21 protein-coding genes are annotated in these 19,172 nt (G+C 65.6%); 8 read left to right on the top strand and 13 right to left on the bottom strand.

The window, feature by feature from the left end; translation table 11 throughout:
* Positions 1-38: 38 nt before the first annotated feature.
* From WHH00_RS02210 to WHH00_RS02220, 3 genes are all read right to left on the bottom strand, one after another.
* Positions 39-1,379, bottom strand: a complete 1,341-nt coding sequence (locus WHH00_RS02210) for an ammonium transporter (RefSeq protein ID WP_406636146.1) — start codon at positions 1,377-1,379, stop codon at positions 39-41.
* 441 nt (positions 1,380-1,820) lie between these two features.
* Positions 1,821-2,615, bottom strand: coding sequence for a carbon-nitrogen hydrolase family protein (locus WHH00_RS02215; RefSeq protein ID WP_406636147.1), 795 nt, complete (start codon positions 2,613-2,615; stop codon positions 1,821-1,823).
* Positions 2,616-2,638: 23 nt separating this feature from the next.
* On the bottom strand, positions 2,639-2,875 hold the full coding sequence (locus WHH00_RS02220) for a DUF2630 family protein (protein ID WP_231457620.1): 237 nt from the start codon (positions 2,873-2,875) through the stop codon (positions 2,639-2,641).
* A 57-nt stretch (positions 2,876-2,932) separates the two neighbouring features.
* Between WHH00_RS02220 and WHH00_RS02225 the strand changes: the two genes are divergently transcribed.
* Positions 2,933-3,331 (top strand): hypothetical protein, encoded by a 399-nt coding sequence (locus WHH00_RS02225; RefSeq protein ID WP_406636149.1) that lies wholly within the window; start codon positions 2,933-2,935, stop codon positions 3,329-3,331.
* Between the two features lie 35 nt (positions 3,332-3,366).
* On the opposite strand, the gene WHH00_RS02230 is transcribed toward WHH00_RS02225, so the two are convergent.
* The 3 genes from WHH00_RS02230 to WHH00_RS02240 all read right to left on the bottom strand — a co-directional run bounded on the left by WHH00_RS02230 (position 3,367) and on the right by WHH00_RS02240 (position 4,544).
* Complete coding sequence (locus tag WHH00_RS02230) at positions 3,367-3,705, bottom strand: DUF202 domain-containing protein (protein WP_406636151.1); 339 nt, start codon at positions 3,703-3,705, stop codon at positions 3,367-3,369.
* A 2-nt stretch (positions 3,706-3,707) separates the two neighbouring features.
* Positions 3,708-4,112: a YidH family protein gene (locus WHH00_RS02235; protein ID WP_406636153.1), complete on the bottom strand. Its 405-nt coding sequence runs from the start codon at positions 4,110-4,112 to the stop codon at positions 3,708-3,710.
* A gap of 93 nt (positions 4,113-4,205) precedes the next feature.
* Positions 4,206-4,544, bottom strand: a complete 339-nt coding sequence (locus tag WHH00_RS02240) for a YnfA family protein (protein ID WP_406638470.1) — start codon at positions 4,542-4,544, stop codon at positions 4,206-4,208.
* A gap of 89 nt (positions 4,545-4,633) precedes the next feature.
* Here WHH00_RS02240 and WHH00_RS02245 point away from each other — a divergent pair, with 89 nt between their 5' ends.
* The 5 genes from WHH00_RS02245 to WHH00_RS02265 all read left to right on the top strand — a co-directional run bounded on the left by WHH00_RS02245 (position 4,634) and on the right by WHH00_RS02265 (position 9,606).
* Positions 4,634-5,665: an LLM class flavin-dependent oxidoreductase gene (locus tag WHH00_RS02245; protein ID WP_406636155.1), complete on the top strand. Its 1,032-nt coding sequence runs from the start codon at positions 4,634-4,636 to the stop codon at positions 5,663-5,665.
* 222 nt (positions 5,666-5,887) lie between these two features.
* Positions 5,888-6,985: a ferredoxin reductase gene (locus WHH00_RS02250; protein WP_066279078.1), complete on the top strand. Its 1,098-nt coding sequence runs from the start codon at positions 5,888-5,890 to the stop codon at positions 6,983-6,985.
* Between the two features lie 13 nt (positions 6,986-6,998).
* Positions 6,999-8,183: an acyl-CoA desaturase gene (locus WHH00_RS02255; protein WP_231457625.1), complete on the top strand. Its 1,185-nt coding sequence runs from the start codon at positions 6,999-7,001 to the stop codon at positions 8,181-8,183.
* Between the two features lie 218 nt (positions 8,184-8,401).
* The gene (locus tag WHH00_RS02260; RefSeq protein ID WP_231457626.1) at positions 8,402-8,599 is read left to right on the top strand and encodes a hypothetical protein; all 198 of its coding nucleotides are present in this window, start codon (positions 8,402-8,404) and stop codon (positions 8,597-8,599) included.
* Positions 8,600-8,769: 170 nt separating this feature from the next.
* Positions 8,770-9,606 (top strand): alpha/beta fold hydrolase, encoded by an 837-nt coding sequence (locus WHH00_RS02265; RefSeq protein WP_406636158.1) that lies wholly within the window; start codon positions 8,770-8,772, stop codon positions 9,604-9,606.
* Positions 9,607-9,818: 212 nt separating this feature from the next.
* Here the strand turns inward: WHH00_RS02265 and WHH00_RS02270 are convergent, their stop codons facing one another.
* The 6 genes from WHH00_RS02270 to WHH00_RS02295 form a co-directional block, all read right to left on the bottom strand.
* On the bottom strand, positions 9,819-11,411 hold the full coding sequence (locus tag WHH00_RS02270; protein ID WP_406636160.1) for a carbohydrate-binding domain-containing protein: 1,593 nt from the start codon (positions 11,409-11,411) through the stop codon (positions 9,819-9,821).
* Positions 11,412-11,449: 38 nt separating this feature from the next.
* Positions 11,450-12,235 carry a polyphosphate polymerase domain-containing protein gene (locus tag WHH00_RS02275; protein ID WP_406636161.1) on the bottom strand — a complete coding sequence of 262 codons (786 nt, stop codon included), beginning with the start codon at positions 12,233-12,235 and terminating at the stop codon, positions 11,450-11,452.
* The gene (locus WHH00_RS02280; RefSeq protein WP_406636163.1) at positions 12,232-12,954 is read right to left on the bottom strand and encodes a DUF4956 domain-containing protein; all 723 of its coding nucleotides are present in this window, start codon (positions 12,952-12,954) and stop codon (positions 12,232-12,234) included. The genes WHH00_RS02275 and WHH00_RS02280 overlap by 4 nt, the downstream gene beginning before the upstream one ends.
* A gap of 75 nt (positions 12,955-13,029) precedes the next feature.
* A complete protein-coding gene (locus WHH00_RS02285) occupies positions 13,030-14,139 on the bottom strand; it encodes a GtrA family protein (protein WP_406636164.1) in 1,110 nt (369 codons plus the stop codon).
* Between the two features lie 8 nt (positions 14,140-14,147).
* Positions 14,148-15,152 carry a phosphodiester glycosidase family protein gene (locus WHH00_RS02290; RefSeq protein ID WP_406636166.1) on the bottom strand — a complete coding sequence of 335 codons (1,005 nt, stop codon included), beginning with the start codon at positions 15,150-15,152 and terminating at the stop codon, positions 14,148-14,150.
* Positions 15,153-15,216: 64 nt separating this feature from the next.
* Positions 15,217-15,960 (bottom strand): GAF and ANTAR domain-containing protein, encoded by a 744-nt coding sequence (locus WHH00_RS02295; protein ID WP_350005559.1) that lies wholly within the window; start codon positions 15,958-15,960, stop codon positions 15,217-15,219.
* A 298-nt stretch (positions 15,961-16,258) separates the two neighbouring features.
* Between WHH00_RS02295 and WHH00_RS02300 the strand changes: the two genes are divergently transcribed.
* Positions 16,259-16,852: an adenylate kinase gene (locus WHH00_RS02300; protein ID WP_406636168.1), complete on the top strand. Its 594-nt coding sequence runs from the start codon at positions 16,259-16,261 to the stop codon at positions 16,850-16,852.
* 58 nt (positions 16,853-16,910) lie between these two features.
* Positions 16,911-17,783: an NAD-dependent epimerase/dehydratase family protein gene (locus WHH00_RS02305; protein ID WP_406636170.1), complete on the top strand. Its 873-nt coding sequence runs from the start codon at positions 16,911-16,913 to the stop codon at positions 17,781-17,783.
* An 86-nt stretch (positions 17,784-17,869) separates the two neighbouring features.
* Here WHH00_RS02305 and mmsB read toward each other — a convergent pair whose 3' ends face one another.
* Positions 17,870-19,171, bottom strand: a complete 1,302-nt coding sequence (gene mmsB, locus WHH00_RS02310) for a multiple monosaccharide ABC transporter permease (protein WP_406636172.1) — start codon at positions 19,169-19,171, stop codon at positions 17,870-17,872.
* Between the last annotated feature and the right edge of the window lies 1 nt (position 19,172).

Below are 19,172 nucleotides of genomic sequence, written 5' to 3' on the forward strand. Positions count from 1 at the left end.
TGTCAGAGCCCGCCCACCGGCCGTAAACGCCGCCCCGCTCAGGCGAAGGAGTCTTCTTTGGTGCGCGCCACACTCCTGCTGTTTGCTTCTACGGTCCCGGCGTCGCTGGCCGCGGGGGAGTGGGAAGCGGGGTGCAGCGGATTGAAGCCTGCCCCGATTTCACCGAAGGCATAGGCACTCTCGGCGTGTTCAGCCAAATCCACTCCGGCAGTCTCTGCCTCGTGGCTGACCCGGAAGCCAATGGTCTTGTTGATGGCCCGGCCAATGACGAAGGTCCCGGCGCCGGAGAGCAGCAGGGTGATCACCACGGCCGCCGTCTGGGCGATCAGCTGCTGCACACCCCCGCCGTAGAGGAGTCCGCCGCCCTGGCCATCCACGGGAAGGGCGATGAAGCCGAGCGCAAGGGTGCCGATGAGTCCGGCGCCGAGGTGCACGCCCACAACATCGAGCGAGTCGTCCAGGCCGAACCGGTACTTGAGGTCAACGAAGACTGCGCAGGCAGCCCCGGCCACGAAGCCCAGGCCAATTGCGGCAACCGGGCTGATGTTGGCGCAGGACGGGGTGATGGCCACGAGCCCGGCAACTACGCCGGATGCCGCACCGAGGGACGTGGGATGCCCGTGGCGGATCTTTTCGGTGACCAGCCAGCTCAGCATCGCCGCGGCGGGAGTCACCAGCGTGTTCACCCAGATCAGGCCGGCCTGCTCGGCTGTTGTTGCCGCGCCGCCATTGAAGCCGAACCAGCCAAACCAGAGAATGGCGGCACCCAGCATGATGAAGGGAATGTTGTGCGGACGGTGGTTGGGGTCCTTGGCGAAACCGTGGCGCTGGCCCACGATCAGGGCAAGGACCAGGGCGGCGGTCCCGGAGCTGATCTCCACGACCGCGCCGCCGGCGAAGTCGATGACCTGGCCGAACACGGCGGTGACTGCTCCGCCGGCGCTCATCAGCCCGCCTCCCCAGATCATGTAGGCGAGGGGGCAGTAGACCACGGTGATCCACAGCGGTACGAACAGCGCCCACGCGCCGAACTTTGCGCGGTCAGCGATGGCTCCGCTGATCAGCGCCACAGTGATGATCGCAAACGTGGCGCTGTAGCCGGCTTTGATCAGGTCGGGGGAGCTCATCAGGTTCTGCAGGCCGAAGTTGGCGAAGGGATTGCCGAAGATGCCCAGCACGCCGTCGCCCGTTGTCATGGAGTAGCCCCACAGGACCCACACCACACCAACAATCCCGGCGGAGATAAAGCTCATCATGATCATGTTGAGCGCGGCCTTGGCGCGGGTCATGCCGCCATAGAAGAGCCCCAGCCCGGGCGTCATCAGCAGTACCATCGCGGCCGAAATCATCAGCCAGACATGTTGGGCAGAAATCTCCACCTGCGGGTCCCTTCGCGTTGCGCCAGCGGGGCGCTCTTTCCGGCCCTCGCACTTCCCCCGGCGTCCATGTTTCTCCGCCGGTGTTTCAGGAAAGGCGCGCAAAAGTTGCGGCTGCGTTACACAATCCGCCCTTACGTGAAGTTCGCGCGTCCATCATGTTTCAGGCTTGTTAACGGAAGTCCTCGATGCAGCGAAGTGGCCGGACCGGTGGTTCTCCAGGGGCCGTTACAGCGCAGGGTGCCGGGCGGGAAAGGTGAGAACCGCCGTCGAACGCGGAAAACCGTGCAGGTTTCAGGGCCGTGAACGCAAGCTCACTCCAGGGCCCGCTGAAATTCCGCAGCTTAAAAGACGACGACGGCGCGCGGCAGAAAAAACGCCGTGCGCCGTCGTCGTTCGCAGCGAAAGGTGGGGAGATGCACCGAGGGCCTTGCAGTGAGTGGGTCAGAACTGCCGGGCGTTGGCCAGCACAGGGAGCTTGCTGCGCACCTCGTCAACAACGGACGGGTCGATATCGACGACGGCGAGTTCCGGCTTGCCGCCCAGCGTCACTAGGGCGGAGCCCAGGGGAGTGATCACTGCGCTGTGCCCGATGCCCGTTGGGGCGCTCCCTGCCCGGCCTGCGCCGGTGGTTTCAGGGTCCCCCTGTCCGCAGGCCACCACGAACGTGGTGCTGTCCAGGGCGCGCGCCCGCACCAGGAGGTCCCACTGCTCAGCCTTGCCCTCACCGGCTCCCCAGGATGCGCACACGATGTTGACCTGCGCCCCGGCCCGGGCGTTGGCAGTGAACAGCGCCGGGAAGCGGACGTCGTAGCACGTGGCGAGGCCGAAGACCGTGCCGTTGAGCTTGAAGGTCACCGGAGTTTCGCCCGCGTCCACCGTTTTTGACTCCGCGAATCCGAAGGCGTCGAACAGGTGCACTTTGTCATAGGACGTTTCCACGCCGGGGCCCGTGACCAGCAGGGTATTGCGGACGCGTCCGTCCTTCCCGGGAGTGAACATCCCGGCCACGATCGCAATATCCAGTTCCCGCGCGATGGCCCGGACTTCCCCAGCCCAGGGCCCGTCGAGCGGTTCTGCGATATCGCGGAGGGAATGGCCGAAAGCGCGCATGGCGGCCTCGGGAAACACCACCAGTTCTGCGCCGGCAGCTTTGGCCTGCGCAGCGTAGTCGCGGATCAGCCCCAGGTTCCCGGCGGGATCTGCACTGCTGATGATCTGGGCGACAGCCAGTCGCATAGATGCTCCAATCTGTGTGAAAGCTACTGCTTGTAGCCTTCAACTTCGCTGACGGGCCGGGCTTCGGCGTCGTTGGGGTCCTCGCCGGATTCGGACTTTGCCCGGCGCTGCCGCAGCAGGTCCCAGCACTGGTCCAGGCTTTCCTCCACCTGCTTCAGCCGCGCCTTATCAGGCACCTGCCCGTCCCCTGGAGCCTCCCGTAAGGTGTGCTCCTCCTCAACGAGGGCCTGGATGCGGGTCAAAATATCCTGGTCATTCATGGCTTCCCCTTACTTCCCGGAACGGTTCCCTCAGCGTACGCCTGTACCATCTGAATCATGCCCACTGTGCTCGATATGGCAGGTCCAATCCTGGAAATGCTGACCTGGATGTGCCTGCCCGCCGGGCTCGCACTGCTCTTCTACACAGGCTTCCTCCGCCGCTTCGTTCATCCGTGGGCCGTGGCTGAGGCCGTGGTGTACTCCGACAGTACGGGCGTGGGCTTTCGCTGGTTCGACCGCAAATTCCAGGTGCACCACGCGCCCATGTCTCCCCACGACATCAGGGACCTCGCCGTGGGCGACACCCTTCCGGTCTACTACCACCCCAAGCGTCCTACCCAGTGGCAAACTGCTGCGCCGGAAGAGGCGGGCAGGACGGCAGCGCTGCTGGGCCGGTACCTGACAGGCATTGGCGCGGCCGCATTCCTTGCCGGCTTCTTCCTGCCGATGTTCTAAGCCGGCGTTCTCGCAGGCGGAGCGGTGCGGCGGCACTAGCCAATAAGCACCACGCCAATGCCAAGGGCGCCCAGGACCACCCCGGCAAAAGCCGTCCACAGCACGGCGGTGATATCGGCGTCGTGCATTTCCTTACGGATGCCGTGCGAGCTGATCCGGTAGCGGCGCCGCTGCGTGAAGTAGATGCCGGCCGCCGTTCCGGCCGACACCGTGAACAGCAGCAGGATAGGCAGGCCATGCTGCGGCAGCCACCGCAGGAAGATCGCGCTGACTGTCACCAGGGCCAGCATGGTCCTGCCCCAGGCGAGCGTGGTCCGTTCCGGTTGAAGGCCGGGATCCCCATGCAGTGCCGCGGCGCCGCGGGACGGTGCCATGGTCAGCGCCAGAGGATGAAGATCAGGACGACGGCCGCCGCCAGCGCGCCGGCGGCGGCCAGCAGCGGCACAATAAGCGGCAGAGGCAACGGTGCCTTATTTCGCATGCTGCGTTCCACCCGAAGCCACCGGACAGCGGAGCCGGCGCTCAACAGCATGCCCAGCAGAAGCAGGACCACCGCCAGGCCCTTGCGGACCGGCTCCAGGAAGAGGTCCGAGGTGAAAGCTTCAATGGCGATGCCGCCGGCCAGCAGCGCCAGGGACGTGCGGATCCAGGCAAGGAACGTGCGCTCGTTGGCCAGGGTGAACCGCGGGTCCGGCTCTTCCCCGCCCGGCAGCAGTCGTTCGGCGATTTTCCCGCGCGACGGCGGGACGGGGGCGCTGGCGGGCTGCTCGCGGTTGGTCACGGTGCCAGTTTAGCTACGCTGCTCTTTGCCGGGTTGTCCTGCCCTGCGCGGTGCTGTGCTTCCTTGTGCTAGGTGCCGCTGCGTTTCCTTGTGCTAGGCGCCGCTGCGCGGGGCAAACATGATCACGGCCACCCCAAGCAGGCAGATCAATGAACCGGCGATGTCCCAGCGGTCCGGCCGGAAACCGTCAAAGACCATTCCCCAGGCAAGCGACCCGGCCACGAACACCCCGCCGTATGCCGCCAGGATCCGGCCAAAATGCGCGTCAGGCTGCAATGTGGCCACAAACCCGTATGCCCCCAGGGCGATGACGCCCAGGCCGGCCCACCACCAGTCCTTGCCTTCACGCACTGACTGCCACACCAGCCACGCGCCGCCAATTTCCGCCGCTGCGGCCAGGACAAACAGCACCACAGTCTTGGCGATGCTCACAGCTTCATCAGGGATACCCACGCCGCCATCATGCCAGCCGGGCTTTGAGGGACGGGAATGCTGGATGCCGGGGCGGGGTTGGGCCAGGTATGGAGCGTATTGGATTTCTTTCATTTGGCCATTGGGGCCCCGGTCAGGGCTCCCGCACCAGGACTGCGGGTGATGCCCTCCTCCAGGCCATCGATCTGGCCGTGGCTGCGGAGGAGCTCGGAATGGACGGCGCGTTCTTCCGCGTTCACCACTTCGCCCGGCAGCAGGCCTCGCCGTTCCCGCTTCTGTCCGCCATCGCCGCGCGCACCACCAAGATCGAGATCGGCACGGGCGTCATAGACATGCGTTACGAAAACCCGCTCTATATGGCCGAGGAAGCCGCGGCCGCGGACCTGATCAGCGGCGGACGGCTGCAGCTCGGCATCAGCCGCGGATCACCCGAGCCGGCCCGCCAAGGCGCGGCAGCTTTCGGCTACGTGCCGGACACCGGCGAAACCGACGCCGATATGGCCCGGCGCCACACCGCCCTCTTCCGGAAGGCGGTCACCGGTGCGGGAGTAGCGGAAGCAGACCCGCGCTACGCAGGTGGGGCCACCGGGCTCCTGCCGGTCCAGCCGCAGTCTCCCGGGCTCGCTGAGCGCATCTGGTGGGGCGCCGGCTCCAGGAAGACCGCGGTATGGGCAGCTGAACTCGGAATGAACCTGATGAGTTCCACGCTGCTGACCGAGGACACCGGTGTGCCCTTCCACGAACTCCAGGCGGAGCAGATCCAGCTGTTCAGGGACGCCTGGACTGCGGCAGGCCACCAACACGCGCCGCGGGTGTCGGTAAGCCGCAGCGTCCTGCCCATCGTGGATGAAGAAGACAGCCGGTATTTTGCCGGCGCCGCCCTTCGGGACGGCCGCGACCAGGTGGGCATTATCGACGGGCTGACTGCCAGGTTCGGGAAGAGCTACGCGGGTTCCCCGGACGTCCTGGCGGAGCAATTGGCTGCGGACACCGCCGTCCAGGCGGCAGACACCCTCCTGCTGACCGTCCCCAACCAGCTGGGCGTCGACTTCAATGCGAAGCTGCTGGGCAATATCACCCGGCACATCGCGCCTGCGCTGGGATGGAGCCCGGGCTCCTGAACAGGCGTAACGCCCCTTGGGCGGCAAAAAATTCTCCCCTGCAGGCCCTGTCCGCGATATACTAAGCAGGCTTATTGAACCACCACGGAACTTTCCGCGTTGCCGAACCGTTACTCTTAGAGTGCGGCTTGGGGGCTTAGCGCCATTACTACAGCGTGACTGCGGAACGGTCATATGACGGAGAGAGAGAAATATGGCTCGCGCCGCTCTAGGCTTAATCCCATGATCCGGTTACGCCAGCTGGCCCAGGCGGCCACTGTCCTCACCACGCCCTTGTCGCCGGAGGACATCCTAGCCCTGTTCAATCCCGTCTACTCTGCCCGCCAGCTTCGTGGCGTGGTCACTCGTGTGGTGCAGGAGACGGCACAGTCAGCAACCATCTTCTTCCGGCCCGGCCGCGGCTGGCACTCCCACCTGGCAGGCCAGTGGGCGCGCATCGGCGTCGAGCTGGACGGCGTCCGCCATTGGCGGTCCTATTCCCTCAGCACCCCTGCGGGCAAGGACCCCGCCATCACGGTCACAGACGTGGGGGCCGTATCCGGCACCTTGGTGCGGACCACCAAGCCGGGCGACGTCCTGTTCCTGGCTCCTCCTCAGGGCGATTTCGTGCTCCCGGAGCACCCCCGCCCCCTGCTGATGGTCACCGCGGGCAGTGGCATCACTCCCGTAATGTCCATGATCCGCACCCTTGTTCCGCGGCGTCCGGATGCCGACGTCGTGCTGGTCCACTCGGCCCGCACTCCTGGCGACAGCCTCTTCCGCGAGGAACTTGCGGAGCTGGCGGACCAGTTCCCCAATTTCCGCCTCGCCCACTGGTTCACCGGCGAGCAGGGCCGCATGGACCTCACCAACACCTCCCAGCTGGACGAGATCTGTCCCGACTGGAAGGAACGCGCGGCATATGCCTGTGGTCCGGACAGCTTCCTGGACGACGCCGAGGCGCTGTGGAAGCGCGCGGCGCTGACCACGGCAGCGCCGGGTTCCGACGTTGCGGTGGCCGGCAGCCCCGGCAACCTCATGATCGAACGCTTCAACACCACCTTCGACGCCGGCGTGGGGCACGACGGCGGGCTGGTCACCTTTGAGGCCTCCGACCGTGAGGTGGAAGCCGACGGCGACACCCCCATCCTGGACGTGGGTGAGGACGCCGGGGTACTGATGCCCAGTGGTTGCCGCATGGGCATCTGCCACAGCTGCTTAACCCCACTCCTGTCCGGCCAGGTCCGCGACCTCCGCACCGGGGAAGTCCACGGCGAACCCGGCCAACTGATCCAAACGTGTGTCTCGGCAGCCGCCGGACCCGTCAACCTCGAAATCTGAGGAGCATCACGGTATGACTGTAGTAACACCGAGCAAAACCACACCCGCCGAAGGCAAGCCGACCGGAGGGTCAAGGACGCGCCCCGGAAAGCTCGCCGAGTCCGGCAGCCCCACCGTCCGGCCGCCGGCCGCCGCCCACCTGAGTGATGAGCAGGTGGCGGAACTTGGGCGTGAACTCGACGCTATCCGTGACGAGGTCCTGGCCAAGCGCGGTTCAGCCGACGCCGCCTACATCCGCCGGGTAATCAAGATCCAGCGTGGCCTTGAGATCTCCGGCCGTGCCGCACTGCTGGTCAGCAAGAACAAGGCTGCCTGGGTCACCGGAACCACGCTGCTGAGCCTGGCCAAGATCCTGGAAAACATGGAAATCGGGCACAACGTGCTGCACGGCCAGTGGGACTGGATGCGGGACCCGGACATCCACTCCACCACCTGGGAGTGGGACTTCGTCACCCCGTCGCGCTCGTGGCAGCACACCCACAACGACCTCCACCACCGCTGGACCAACGTGGTGGGCAAGGACAACGACGTCGGATACAACCTCCTGCGGATGGACGAACAGCAGCCGTGGAAGCCGATGAACCTCGGCAACCCGCTGTACAACGCCATCCTGGCGCCCCTTTTCGAATGGGGTATTGCCATCTACGACCTCGAACTGACGGAGTTCAAGGAAGGCAAGAAGTCCAAGGAAGCGCTGCTCAAGGACCTCAAGGCGCTGGGCAAGAAGGTGGTTACGCAGTTCACCAAGGACTACGCCGCGACCCCCGCCGTCGCCATGCTGACCGGTTCCGGAAAGCAGGCGCTCTACGGAACCCTGACCGCCAACGCTGTGCGCAACGTCTGGGCCCACGCCGTGATCTTCTGCGGCCACTTCCCCGAAGGCACGGACACCTTCACGGAGGAAATGGCCGAAGGTGAAACCCGCGGTGACTGGTACATCCGCCAGATGATCGGCTCTGCCAACATTTCCGGGTCGAAGTTCATGCACATCATGACCGGTAACCTCTCGCACCAGATTGAGCACCACCTCTTCCCGGACCTGCCCTCCAACCGGTACGCCGAGGTGGCACCCAAGGTCCGTGAAATCTGCGAGCGCTACGGTTTGAAGTACACCACCGGTCCGCTGCTGAAGCAGGTCGGATCCACCTGGGGCAAGATCTTCAAGCTGGCACTGCCCGGCAAGACGGCCAAGGCCTGACCCCAGCACTGCCAGTCCAAGCACCAAAAGCACCTCCGGTTCCGGGAATACCCCGGGACCGGAGGTGTTTCTGTTTCCCACGGACGCTCTCGCATTTGATGCGTGTTTTCGGCGGACGCTCTCGCATTTGATGCGTGCTTTCGGCGGACGCTCTCGCACTCCCCGGGGCAGCGCGCATAATTGATCCCATAGCCGCCGCGGCGCCCAATGGAGGAATCATGCGGATTCTCGGAGCACTCATCGTTATCTGGCTCATTATCGGCGGGGTGGCCGCCTGGCAGCGGGGCTATTTCGGCGCCGCACCCGGCAACTGCGCGGAGGCCGGAACCATCGCCATCACCATCGCCGCCGGGCCCCTGAACTACATGGGAGCGAATCCCAAGATTTCCTGCGAACTTCCGCAACCCTCCCAGTAGCCTGACCGGCCTGAAGGGAAACCCACGCGGCTGAAGGGAAACGCCTCTGTAGGGAAACCCCGCGCGGGAAGGGCTGGACTGAACGGTGGACCGCCCTAGAGTAGGTACTGCGCGGCCGCGGCACCTTCGGCGGCCGCACCGATCCCACAGTCTCGAAAGGACCCGCCGCGATGGCCTTCATCACCGTTGGAACCGAAAACAGCACTGATATCGAGCTCTACTACGAAGACCACGGCTCCGGCCAGCCCGTCGTCCTGATCCACGGCTACCCCCTGGACGGATCCTCCTGGGAAAAGCAGACCGTTGCGCTTCTTGACGCCGGGTACCGTGTCATCACCTACGACCGCCGCGGCTTCGGGAAATCAAGCAAGACCACTGAGGGCTACGATTACGACACCTTCGCTGCCGACCTCAACACCGTCCTAACAACCCTGGACCTTAACGACGTTGTACTGGTGGGCTTCTCCATGGGCACCGGCGAGGTGGGCCGCTACCTGGGCACCTACGGCTCAGCCCGGGTGGCGCGGGCAGCCTTCCTCGGCTCCCTGGAACCGTTCCTGCTCAAGACCGATGACAACCCGGACGGCGTCCCGCAGGAGGTCTTCGACGGGCTGAAGGAGGCCGTCACAGCGGACCGGTACGCCTTCTTCGCCGAGTTCTTCAAGAACTTCTACAACTCGGACACGTTCCTGGGCACATCCCGCCTCAGCCAGGAGGCCGTGAACGCCAGCTGGAACCTCGCCGCCGGCGCGGGCGCCACAGCATCCGTTGCAGCGCAGCCCACGTGGCTCACGGACTTCCGGGACGACATCCCCAAGATCGACGTCCCGGCGCTCATCCTCCACGGCACCGCGGACAATATCCTGCCCATCGACTCCACCGGCAGGCTGTTCGCGAAGGCATTGCCAAGCGCCGAATATGTGGAAATCGAAGGTGCCCCGCACGGCCTGCTGTGGACGCACGCCGCCGAAGTAAACGAAGCGCTCCTGCGCTTCCTCGCCAAGTAGCAGCCGCCCGTACAGCACACCGGCGCACGCAAACGTCCGGCGGTGTCATGACTGCTACCGCCGGACGTGAGCGAGCGTTGGGGGAAATGCTGTGTTGAGTGATGGAGCGTTGGGGGAAATGCTGTGTTGAGTGATGGAGCGTTGGGGGAAATGCTGTGTTGAGTGATGGAGCGTTGGGAGAAATGCCGCGTTAAGTGATGGAGCGTGGGGGCCTACCAGCGGGGGCCGCCGCCTCCGCCGCCGGGGCCCTGCGCTGCCGTGTACTCGCCGCCGGTAGCCGTATCCTGTTCCGTGGCACCGTCGAGCGACCCTTCGCCGATGCCCGCGCTGACCGTTGCCGTCCCGCCGGTATAGACGGCGTATTCCTCGCCGTCGTTGATGGCCGCGGAGGAGAACACCAGTGACGCCGTGGCCTTGGTGGTGACGAAGGCTGCCACCACGTTGCCGTAGGAGTCGGCAATCTGGACTACCGTACCCGCGGGAACGGACGACTCCAGGGTCACCTGCACGCCGGACTGCGTGGAGGAGGCACCCGGTGTGACCACCATGCCGGCACTGCCCGCAGCGGCCACGGTTCCCCCCGTGACGGCCAGCTCACCGTTGACGTCCAGCGCCCCGTTGCCGTTGTTCGTGGGGCCATTGACGACGACGGTGCCGCCGGAGATGCTGGCGTTGCCGTTGGAGTCCAGGCCGTCGCCTTCGGAGTTGATGGTGAGCAGGCCGCCGCTGATGTCCACGGTGTAGTCGCCCACGGCCATCTCACCGCCCATGCCGCCGGAACTGGTGCTGCCGCCGGAGGCGTTCACGCCGTCGTCGTTGGCGGTCACGGTGGCCGTGCCGCCGGACACGATGATGTGCTGGGCTTCGAGGCCTTCCTCCGATTCCTCAACCGTGGCGGTGCCGGCAGCGATGGTGAGCGTGTTGAAGGCCTTGATGCCGTCGTCGCCGGCGCTGACGTTCAGGGTGCCGCCGTTGATCAGCACCCAGCCGCGGCCCTCGTCCTCCCCGTTATCCGACTTGAAGCCGTCGTCGCCCGCCGTCACCTGGTACGCGCCGTCCAGGAGAACCGCGTAGTCCTTGCCTACGATGCCGTCGTCCGCAGCGTCCACCGTCACGGTACCGGCGGCCAGGACCAGGCCATCCTTCGAGGAGATGCCGTCGTTGAAGTTGCCATCCACTGTGAGGGACCCGGTGCCGGCGACGGTGAGGTCGGCCATGGAGTACAAGGCTGCGTTGGGGGCGTCCGTGCCCTGGTCGGCATAGGTTGAGGCGTCGCCCAGGGAGTTCGAGGATCCGTCCTCGAGGTAGACGATCGCCTCGTTCGCGCCCTGCACAACGAACGGGGAGCCCGTCGAGCTGGTGATGGCTGCCCCGCCGAGGATGATGCGGACCACGTCTTCTTCACCGGCAGCCACCACCACCTGCCCGTCGGACAGGGAACCGCTGAGGCGGTAGGTGCCTGCCGCCGTGATGGTGACGGTGTCGCCGTCGACCTTTACAGCGTCCGACGACGTTCCGCCGGCGGCAGCGCTGGCACCGTCCGCCAGTGTCACGGCTACTTCGGCGGCGGCATCCCAGGTCAGGTCGTCGGCGTCATAGTGGGTGTCTTCTGCGAGGGCGTCCAACGAGACTGCCTGGGCAGTGCCGGTGGCGGCAGCGGAGCCGGTGGTTCCGGCGCTGGTGGTGGATCCCGATGCGGTGACAGCCGAGACCCCGGTGGGAGTTGAACCGGCAACGGAGCAGCCGGCCAGGCCGAGGGCGAGGGCCAGCGCGGTGACGGACAGGTGTGTGCGGAAGCGTTTCATGGTGTGTGTTCCTTTTGGTGAAGTTGGGGGAAGCAGGGTCAGGCTGCGGGCCGGAGGGCGAGGCTGCGGCGCAGCGTCCGGTTCCAGCGGTTTGCGGGCAGGTCTGGGCACAGGGCGGCCATGCCGGTGGCGAATTTTGAGATCCGGGACGGCCGGACCCCGTGGGCCCAAAGGTGCCGGTCCAGCGGCCCGGCCGTGGAGCCCGACTTGGTTTCCAGGATGACCGCATCGTCGAGCACCCAGGGAGCCTGGCCGGGACGCTGCCAGGTCACGTCCGTGTCGATGGTGGCGCGGCTCCCGGACTCCGGCAGGTAGAGGGTGGTCCGGTGGTAGCGGGTTTCCAGGACCGGTTCCAGGCGGCCTGCGGGCACTGAGCCCACGGCGGCGGAGAGTGTTTCACGGACGTATTCCAGGCCTTCGGCGGTGAGCCGGGCTCGGTCCTCGGGAAGGTACGGGATGCGTTCCTTGACCGTTGCTTCCCGGGCGCCTTCGGTTTTCACTTCCAGGAAGCTCACCGCGCTGTCCACGTAGGTCCGGGTGCGGATCTTGTACCGGCGCCTGCGGCCGTGGGCGGCCAGCAGGTAGCTGTCCAGGCGGGCGGTGTCGAAGTAGACCGAGTCGTAGGCGAAGCTGCGGGTGCCGTCCATGTCCAGGACGCGGACGTCGGCGCGGAAGGTGGTGAGGAGCTGGCCTGCCAGCCGGGCCGGGACCACGTACTTGCGGTCCACGCGGGTCTGGAGCGCGGCTTCGGAGTTGAGCTCCTCCAGTCCTACGGGCCGGAGGGAACCGAGGTTTCCGACGACGGCTGTTGCGGGGGCGTTCATGCGGCACCTGCCGGGGCTGACAGGCGGGCGGGGGCTGCTTCGCCGGGAACAGCTTCGCCGGGAACAGGCTCAACGCGGACAGGTTCAACCGGTGCCGGTTCCATGAGCGCCGGTTCGGCGTGGCGCGGCGCCGGCGTCGTCACGTCCGAAAGGTACGCCGGTGCAGGGAAGGTTGCGGGGGAGTAGGCGTAGCGGACATCCACGATGGTTTTGTCGTTCACCAGATCCAGTTCCGTAATGGTGGCGGAGTGGACCTTGCCGTGGAGGACCTCCTCAAGCCGGGCATGGAGCCCGCCGTCCTCGGCAATGGCGCGGTCCAGGATGACGGTCTGGTGCCGGTGGGCCGGCAGGACCCGCGGGTGGTCTCCTACGAACATCACCAGCAGGATCAGGGCCATCAGGGAACCGGTCAGCCAAAGCGGTTCAATGCCCAGGCCCGCGATCAGGCCAAGCGCCAGCGCTGAGAAGTAGTAGGCAACCTCGTGCTGGGCCAGCTCGGTGGAGCGGAGCCGGATGATGGACAGGACCCCGAACAGGCCCAGGCCCAGGCCCAGGCCGGCGGCGGAACCCGAGAGGGCCGTGGCCACGGCCAGGACGCCGACGTTCATGCCCAAGTAGGAAACCACCAGGTCGCGGCGGCGATGGCGGCGAAGGTAGAGGGCGAAGGTGAGGATGCTGATGGCTGCCAGGTCGGCGAGGATGAAAATAAGGGGGTTCATGGGATTCTCCGGGATGTTTTCGGTGGGCTGGTATTCACGATGCCCGGGCAACCTGTGCGGGTGCTGTGACGGAACCTAGCCCGGTATATGAGTGCTGGCTGACGGTTCCCTGGGCCCGGTGCGGGAGCTTTTGCCAGCTGCTTTCCCGCTTGCTTGCGCGGTGAACAGCAGGCGCTGCTGCACCACGAAACTGATGGCCAGCAGGATGGCCTCGGCCAGGATCTTGGCGGGAAGCGCCAGCAGCCCGGCGCCCTCCAAGGCCCAGATGAGGCCGAAGTTTGCTGCAAGCAGCAGGGCCGCAAGGCTGAAGTATCGGATGCCGGCGGCACCGGCCGGCCTGTCCCTGCCGTGTTCAAAGACGATGCGCCGGTTCACCATGAAGTTCACGGCGGAACTCACAGCCCGGGCGCCCAGCACGGCCAGGAGCAGGGAGTCGACGAGCACCGTAAGCAGCACGAACAAGACGGTGTCCACCAGGAACGCCGCGAAGGACGAGGCCAGAAACTTCAGCAGCGGGGCGTAGATCCGCACCGAGTCGGCCAGCGGCCGGAAGTGGGAACCGGAATTGTCGTCCAGGTACACCGTGGCGATCTCCACCGAACAGATGGCGTAGCCGGCGTTCCGGGCTTCAAGCAGCAGGTTCAGCTCGTATTCGTACCGGTCGCCGCGGACGGACCGGAGCCAGGGGATCATGGCAGCGGGGTACCCGCGGAGGCCGGTCTGGGTATCGGGGATGCGCTCGCCGGTGGCCAAGGTGAAGAGCACCCTGGTTGCGGTGTTGCCGAACCGGCTGCGAGCCGGGACACCGCCGGTGAACTTCCGGCTGCCCAGCACCATCGTGGACCAGCCCTGTGCGGACCGGTTTTCCTGCAGGGTCACGGCTACCCGAAGGATGTCCGCGGTCCGGTGCTGGCCGTCGCTGTCGGCGCAGACCACGTCATGGCCGGGCAGGTTGTCCGCGATGAAGCCCAAGCCGGATTTCAGGGCGAAGCCCTTTCCCCGGTTCCGCCCGTAACTGATGACGTGGCACCCAAGGGCCCGGACGGCGTCGAACACTTCCTTAAACTCCGCCCCGCTTCCGTCATCCACCACCACGATGGGAAGCCACGGCTCTGCCTGGCGGATGGACCGGATCAGGGCAGGTAACTGCTGGTCCGGCTCGTAGGCCGGGATCAGGATGACCATGGCCGGCCCTACTGCCCGATGTAGAGGATGTCGGAGGTGCCGCGTTCCTTGTTTTCACCCAGCGGGTTGTTCACCAGCCCGCCGTTGAAGTACATGGTGGAGGAACCGCCGCCGTCGATGTTGTAGGCAGTGGTGGCGCCGAGGCCCTGCATGGTTTCCGCGAGTCCGGTCATGGTGACGCCCGCGCTGTAGCCGGGGCTGCGGCCGTCCACCACTACGAACACCAGGTGGTTTTGGTCGATAATACCCACGGCGGTGCGCGGCTGTTCGCCCTGGATGGAGTGGTTGCCGAAGTTTGTGTCCACCTCCACGTCCTCGATGCCTTCGGCGATTTCGCCGTTGTCCAGCAGGGACGGGCCGAAAGAAAGGGTGTTCCAGACGCCCTCGGATACCAGTTGCTCCGCGGTGGTGGTGGTTTCGTCGTAGACCGTGACGGTGCCGTCGCGGTAGAACGCCAGGCCCTGCCGCGCGCCCTCGTCACGGAACACCACGCCGTTGCGGATGACGATGCCCGTGTCGCGGAAGCCGTAGTAGTCACCGTTGATGGCGAAGATTGCGTTGTTGGCCTCAGCAATGGCGGACGTGGTTTCGGTGATGTTCTCGCCGAAGCTGTCGTTGGCGAAAGCGGACTGGAGGGTGGTGGCGTCGTCGAGGACGACGTCGGCAACGTAGTAGGTGACGGTATTGTCACCGCTGCCGTTGGCCACCGCAGAGATATTGATGGTGGAAGAGCCGGAGACGTAGGAGGTGTCCGTGGCGACGGCGGTGCCGCCCGGATCGCTGGTGCCGCCCGCCGTCGTGCCGGTGGCGGTGCCTGCCGAGGCTCCGGTGGCGGTACCCGCCTGGCTGGCTTCGTAGGCTGAGACGTCTGCGATCTCGACGTGCTCCACCACGAACCGGTCCAGCGCCCAGGCCGTGGCACCCCCGGCGGACAGGGTGAGGGCCACGGCGCTGGCGACGACGGCCCGCCGGGCGCGGCCGGGTTTACGTTGTTTGGTCTGTTGCGAAGTCATGCCTCATTTGTAGGGAGGCAAGCTTGCAGGGGGATTTGCCGGCTATATGAGGAGCCTGTGAAAACTACCCGTCGTAGTGCGTCCGCGCGGGGCCTTGGCCCAGCGAATTCACCACGGCCGCGGCAACGTCATGCAGCTTGGAGTTGCGGGTGCTGGACGCCGTTTTCAGGATGTCGAAGGCGTCCTGCTGGCTGCACCGGTTCTGCGCCATGATGATGCCCACGGCCATGTCGATGACTGTGCGGGACTCCAGCGTGGCCCGGAGGTTCGCCGCAGTTTCACTGTAGTGGGCAAAGCGCACCGCCAGCCGCAGGGCCAGGGAGGTCTGGCCCACAAAGTCCTCGGCGAATTCAAGGATCCGAGGCTCGAAACGGTTCGGCCGGCGGGAGTACAGCAGCAGGGCAGCCTTTGTCCCGCCCTCCACCTGGAAGGGCAGTGCAAGGACGGAGCGGATGCCTTGGGCAAGCACGGCCGAGGAGTATTCCGGCCAGCGGCCGTCGTGGCGGGCGTCGGGGACGTGGACGCTCTCAAGGGCGGCGGAGGCTGTCAGGCTGGGCGTCTCGCTGAACTCGTACTCGAGGTGCGCAATGGCTTTGGCATCCGGGCTGCTGCTCGCCACCGTTGCGGCCTTGCGCTGCCGCAGGAGGGTGATGGCGCACATGATTTCATCGCCGGGCTCGGAAAGGTTGCGTGCGGACACCTGTGCCAGTTCATTGAGGAAGTCCTCAACGTCAGAGCTGTTGAGGACCAGTTCATGAAGGTGCTCGGTAATGGATGTATCGGTTTTTGCTGTTGACTCGCTGGCCACGGTTCTTTGGTGCCATTCGCTCAGGACAACCCGGCGGCTTCCGGCGTTCCCCGGCGGTGCGGGCAGGCTGTGAAGGTCGCTGGATCGAGGAACTTTCCAACGGCCTGCTGCTAAACCGATATCCAGAAGTATATACATCCTCCGACGGGGAAGACGGTCACTTTGACACATGCGGGTGCGGGCTCCCTGGCGCCGGCGGGGGAGTTACCGGCAGAATGAAGCAGGCGCCGGTGCTCCCGGCTGCAGACCCCCGGAACCGGCGGCTGGACGGCCCCCAGGGGCAGGAAGAGGGACAGATATGACCAGGCTGCTCATCATTGGTCCGCCGGGCTCCGGCAAGGGAACGCAGGCAGAGCACCTGGCCAGGCACTTCGGTGTTCCCACAGTCTCCACCGGAGAGATTTTCCGGACCAACGTCAGCCAGGAAACGGAGCTGGGAAACCAGGCGGCGGGCTATCTCGACGGCGGCGATTTTGTCCCCGACCACCTCACCAACGCCATGGTCAAGGACCGCCTGCTGGACAGCGACCTCCAGGAAGGCTTCCTGCTGGACGGCTATCCGCGGACAGCCCCGCAGGTCACGGAACTGGACAACATGCTCGTGGCCCAGGGGCTTGCGCTGGATGCGGTCATTGAACTGACCGCCCCCGACGCCGTCCTGGAGCGCCGGATGCTCCGGCGGGCTGCGGAGCAGGGCCGCACGGACGACACGGTGGACGTGTTCCGGCGCCGCCTGGATCTCTACCACCGCGAGACGCATGAAGTAGTCTCGGTCTACGCCGGCCGTGGAATGCTCGTCTCCGTGGACGGCAGCGGGGATCCCGGCGACATCACCGAACTGGCGATCGCCGCCGTCGAAAAGTTCCTGGCATCCCCGCGCCCCGGCGCCTGAACGGGCGCACGCCAGCACCGAAGAACCGGCGCAAGCCACCACAGTAAAGGAAAACCTGATGAGAATTGCGGTCACCGGCGGAAGCGGAAAACTTGGGCGGCACGTGGTCCGCAGGCTCACGGAGGACGGGCACCAGGTTCTCAACCTGGACCGTGCGGGCACCCGCAGTCCCGGCCTGGTTGTGGTGGATCTGCGCAACTACGGCCAGGTCCTGGACGTGCTGCTGGGGCTGGACGACAGGCACGAGGGTTTCGACGCCGTGGTGCACCTTGGTGCCATCCCTGCCCCGGGCATCATTCCCGATGCCGCCACCTTCGAGAACAACATGCTGTCCACCTACAACGTGTTCCAGGCGGCACGCCGCGCGGGCATCAAGAAGGTGGTGTACGCCTCCAGTGAGACGGTGCTGGGGCTGCCGTTCGACGTCGATCCGCCCTACATCCCCGTGGACGAGGAGTACCCTGCACGGCCGGAAAGCACCTACTCCCTGGTGAAGCACCTGGAAGAGCAGATGGCCGTGGAACTGACGCGATGGGACCCGGAACTGAGCATCGTGGGGCTGCGCTTTTCCAATGTCATGGACGTGGAGGACTACGAAAAGTTCCCTTCCTTCGACTCCGATGCGACCCTCCGGAAATGGAACCTTTGGGGCTACATTGACGGCCGGGACGGCGCCCAGGCGGTGGCCCGCGCACTCGAAAACGGCACGCCGGGATTCGAGGCGTTCATCATTGCCAACGCGGATACCGTCATGAGCCGGTCCAGTGCCAGCCTGGCCGCGGAAGTGTTCCCCGGCGTCAAGGTGGTCAAGGAACTGGGCGAACACGAAACCATGCTGTCCATTGATAAGGCGCGCCGGCTGCTGGGCTTTGAGCCTGAGCACACCTGGCGGGACCACTGGCAGGACCCTGCAGGCAGCGCGCAGCACTGAGGGCAGAGCCCGACGGCGGCTGTTGCCGGCCGCCGTCGGACTCCCTTGGCCAGGCTGCAGCTTAGGCAGCTGCCGGGCCGTCAGGGTCAGCGGGGATCTGACGTGCTGGCCGGTACAGGAAGGGGCTGGTCCGTGGCCGTCCCGCGGGGAGTAGTTCCTTCAGCGGCCGGTGGTGCGGGCTTCCTCTTGAAACGGCTGGCGATGCTGGTGCCGCCACCTGTCCGGTTCTTGTTGAAGATGTCGAATCCAACGGCAAGCAGGAGGACGAGTCCCTTGATGAGCTGCTGGTAGTCCGTGCCGAGGCCCAGGATGGACATGCCGTTGTTCAGGACACCCATGATCAATCCGCCGATCAGCGCTCCGGCCACCGTGCCGATCCCGCCCTGGACCGCGGCTCCGCCGATGAAGGCTGCCGCGATGGAATCAAGTTCGAAGCCGGTGCCGCCGGCGGGCTGGGCGGAGTTCAGCCGGGCGGTAAAGACCAAACCGGCCAGCGCCGCCAGTACACCCATGTTGACAAAAAGCCGGAAGGTGACGGCCTTGGTTTTGATGCCGGAGAGCTCGGCGGCGTGCAGGTTCCCGCCGATCGCGTAGATGTGCCGGCCGAAGATGCTGTTGTTCATCAACGCCGAGTAGGCGATGACCAGGACGGCAAGGACGATCAACACGATGGGGGTGCCGCGGTAGCTGGCGAGGAGGAACGTGATGATGAGCATGAGCAGCGCGATGAAGGCCGTCTTGATGGCGAACCAGGCCATGGGCTCGTTCTCAAGGTTGAACTTCTTGCGGATGCGGCGTTCCTTCAGTGCCTGGAAGAGGATCGCGGCGGTACCGCCAACGCCGAGGATGACGGTCAGCCATTCCAGGACGGAGGTGCCTCCGCTGATGTCGGGGAGGAAGCCGCCACCCAGCGCCCGCAGTTCGTCGGGGAACGGGGTGATCTGCTGGTTCTTCAGGGTGATCAGCGTCAGCCCCCGAAAGATCAGCATGCCGGCAAGGGTGACTATGAAGGCGGGTATGCCGACATAGGCGATCCAATATCCCTGCCACGCCCCCACCAGGGCTCCCACCGCCAGGCAGGCAGGAATGGCCAGCCACCACGCCCACCCCCACTGGACCATCATGACGCCGGCCACGGCGCCGATGAAGCCGGCGACGGATCCGACCGAGAGGTCGATATGGCCCGCGATAATGACCATGACCATGCCGATGGCAAGGATGAGGATGTAGCTGTTCTGGACTACAAGGTTGGTGACGTTCTGGGGTTGGAGCAGGATGCCGTCAGTAAGGATTTGGAAGAGGATGACGATCAGGATCAGGGCGACGAAGATGCCAACCTGGCGGAGGCGGCTTGTCAGGAAGCCGAGTGATTCTCGTAGGGCGGACATG

The sequence above is a fragment of the Pseudarthrobacter quantipunctorum genome (assembly GCF_045291495.1).
GTDB lineage: Bacteria > Actinomycetota > Actinomycetes > Actinomycetales > Micrococcaceae > Arthrobacter > Arthrobacter quantipunctorum.